General features: G+C 36.3%; 1 protein-coding gene and 2 pseudogenes. All 3 read right to left on the reverse strand.

The window, feature by feature from the left end:
• Positions 1–432 (reverse strand): annotated as a pseudogene (locus ODU45_RS09985) (site-specific integrase); the annotation flags it as partial.
• Positions 433–522: 90 nt separating this feature from the next.
• A complete protein-coding gene (locus ODU45_RS09990) occupies positions 523–711 on the reverse strand; it encodes a helix-turn-helix domain-containing protein (protein ID WP_044759875.1) in 189 nt (62 codons plus the stop codon).
• A gap of 88 nt (positions 712–799) precedes the next feature.
• A pseudogene (locus tag ODU45_RS09995) lies at positions 800–1147 on the reverse strand (hypothetical protein); the annotation flags it as partial.

A 1147-nucleotide genomic window follows, 5' to 3' on the forward strand; every position in this document is an offset into this window, starting at 1 on the left:
CTAATCAAACCACGAGCATACGCATATTTCAATGAACCACGGATTTTAAGAACAAGTTCTTTTACTGTTTTTTTAGAGTGGGTTTCAGCATATTGGTCGATTTCTTTTGCATGACGAGATCGTCAAGGTGTTTAAGTTGAATACCATCCAAAAGGTCATCAACTACTACGAGAGTTCGTTTATAGTTTATAAAGGTGGCTTCGCGAACGTCATTTTTCTTGACCGTATGGACCCAATTTCTATAAAAATCAGGAAATAGGGTGGATCGTTCGGCAATGTTCTTGCCACGACCTTTTTTAAGTTCCATTTCTAATGTCCAAAGCTCAGCATCTTTCTGTTGCTAAAGGTTTTGGTTTCTCGTTTATATTCTCCTTTCTTATAAAGTGATACAGTTGCACGGTAAGAGTTACTACGTTTTGTTATTGTTGCCATTTTATCAGCCTTTCTATAAAAAATGATTGATAAAATAGACTAGTCACATATAGGATATATGAAAAATCTAATTTTATCAATCATTATCCGTCAATCGCAGTGGCTTTCAATAAATTTAATCAGTTTTGACTTCAAATAGCGCTCTTGTTTTCCCACCATAAAGTATTGAAAGTCTGGGTGGCTTCTGATGTACTTATCAAATGATTTAGGATCTATTCCAAGTAGTTCCGCTGCTTGTTGTCTATTTAACAGAAGAGGAGAATTATTTTGAGGTAACATATAGAATTCCTTTCATTTTCTAGATACAAGTGTTATGCCACATGTGTAATGAATTGAGGATAGATTTTTGAAAAATGTGCAATGTTACCTAGCGTTTCAATAAAATATAAGCGTAGGAACGAGGAAATTCCTCTGGTCTATTGTGTCCCAGAGCCTTTGTCACAATTTTACAAGCTTTTCTGTCGAGTGAGATGCCAACTAACTCTTTACGCAGATGGATAACTTCTTTACGATTTCTAATCTTGGAAATTTCGCGTGCTACACTGCGATAAACACGCTCTATATACTCAGCACGATACTTATGTGGCTTTAATGCAGTGGGAACTTTCTTTCCATCAAAATCGTCGAGACTTAAATCTTTGGGAACATGAAACACTCTCTTTTCTCCTGCTCGTTGGAAAATAGCGACTAACCACTCTTCCTCCTCTTGACTAGT

The organism is Streptococcus sp. 2022WUSS135 (genome assembly GCF_044427045.1).
Classification (GTDB): Bacteria; Bacillota; Bacilli; order Lactobacillales; family Streptococcaceae; genus Streptococcus; species Streptococcus hashimotonensis.